General features: G+C 31.7%; 2 protein-coding genes. One reads left to right on the top strand and one right to left on the bottom strand.

Annotated features, from left to right (window positions below; translation table 11 throughout):
• A partial coding sequence (gene malQ, locus ACMOUI_RS13850) for a 4-alpha-glucanotransferase (RefSeq protein ID WP_418966280.1) occupies positions 1–1,072 on the top strand: 1,072 nt, incomplete at its 5' end.
• A gap of 57 nt (positions 1,073–1,129) precedes the next feature.
• Here malQ and ACMOUI_RS13855 read toward each other — a convergent pair.
• A partial coding sequence (locus ACMOUI_RS13855; RefSeq protein ID WP_418966281.1) for a ribonucleotide-diphosphate reductase subunit beta occupies positions 1,130–1,611 on the bottom strand: 482 nt, incomplete at its 5' end.

Here is a 1,611-nt window from a genome sequence, read left to right on the forward strand (position 1 = left end):
ACTCTATATGGCTATAAAAAATAGATTCAACGGTAAATCTTGGTTAGAATGGCCTAGAAATTATAAATTTAGAGATAAGAAAACTTTAAAAGAGGCTAGAGTTGAACTTAAAGAGAATATTCAATACCATATTTTTTTACAATATCTTTTTAATAAACAATGGAGTGAATTAAAATCATATGCCAATAATAAAAATGTTAAAATTATTGGAGATATCCCTATTTTTATAGCTACAGATAGTGCTGATACATGGGAAAATCCTAAAATGTTTTGTTTTGATAAAAAACTTCAACCTAAAAAAGTGGCTGGTTGCCCTCCTGATGCTTTTAGCAGCGATGGTCAACTTTGGGGAAATGTACTATACAATTGGAAATATATTGAAAATGATGGTTTTAAGTGGTGGATCAAAAGAATAAAAAGTTGTTTTAAATTATACGATACTGTTAGAATTGATCATTTTAGAGGTTTTGAATCTTTTTGGGCCATTCCAGCTAAGGCAAAAACTGCTAGGTTTGGAAAATGGGAAAGTGGTCCCGGTATGAAACTTTTTAATAGTATTAAAAAATCTTTAGGAGATTTGGATATAATTGCTGAAGACTTGGGCTTTTTAACTCCTAAGGTGCATAAACTATTAAAAGATTCTGGATTTCCTGGTATGAAAATATTGGAATTTGCCTTTGATTCAAGAGAGGAAAGCGATTATTTGCCCCATAAATATCCTAAAAAGAGTGTGGCTTACACTGGAACCCATGACAACCAAACTGTTACTGGTTGGTATAACTCTGTCAATAAAAAAGATAAAGAGTTCTGTGATAACTACCTTAACACTTTTTTAAAGGACAAAAACAGTGAAAATCAGTCCATAAATTGGAAATTTATCGAAGCTCTATGGAGTTCTAACTCACAACTTGTTATAGCTCCTATGCAAGATTTCTTGGGTCTTGGAGATTCCAGTCGAATGAATACACCATCAACTCTGGGTAATAACTGGATATGGAGAGTGGACAAATCCTCTTTAGACCATACTCTTTCTAAAAAAATAGCAACTCTTACAGATAGATATAAAAGATAAAACTGGATATATAATTAATGGGATTGTCACATGCGAACAATCCCATTTTTACTCTTTTTAAAACTCGTCCCATCCCTCTACAGATGAACTCATATTGTAGCTAGTCACTGTCCCTTCAAAAAAGTTAGCTTTTACATTTCCCTCTCCTTCTGTATCAGCGAACTTCTCTAAATGTCTATATGGATTTTTTTCATACCCATCATAGATAGGTTTTAATCCTATTGCTTTTAATCTCTCATTGGCTAACCATTTTGTATATCTCTCTGTTGTTTCCTCAGTTATACCAAGTATTCTATTTCCTATTATATGATTTGTCCAACTAATCTCTTGTTCCACCGCTTTTTTAAACATCTCATAGATTAAATCATCATTGAAGAAATCTTTGTTCTCATTTCTAATCTCTCTTATTAGTTGTTGGAAAATAACTACATGTGATAACTCGTCTCTGTTGATAAGTCTTATTATATCAGATGTTCCCATCATTCTATTTCTACTTGCTAAAAGATAGAAAAAATTGAAACCGTTATAGAAATATATAG

It is taken from the genome of Cetobacterium sp., assembly GCF_048470075.1.
GTDB lineage: Bacteria > Fusobacteriota > Fusobacteriia > Fusobacteriales > Fusobacteriaceae > Cetobacterium_A.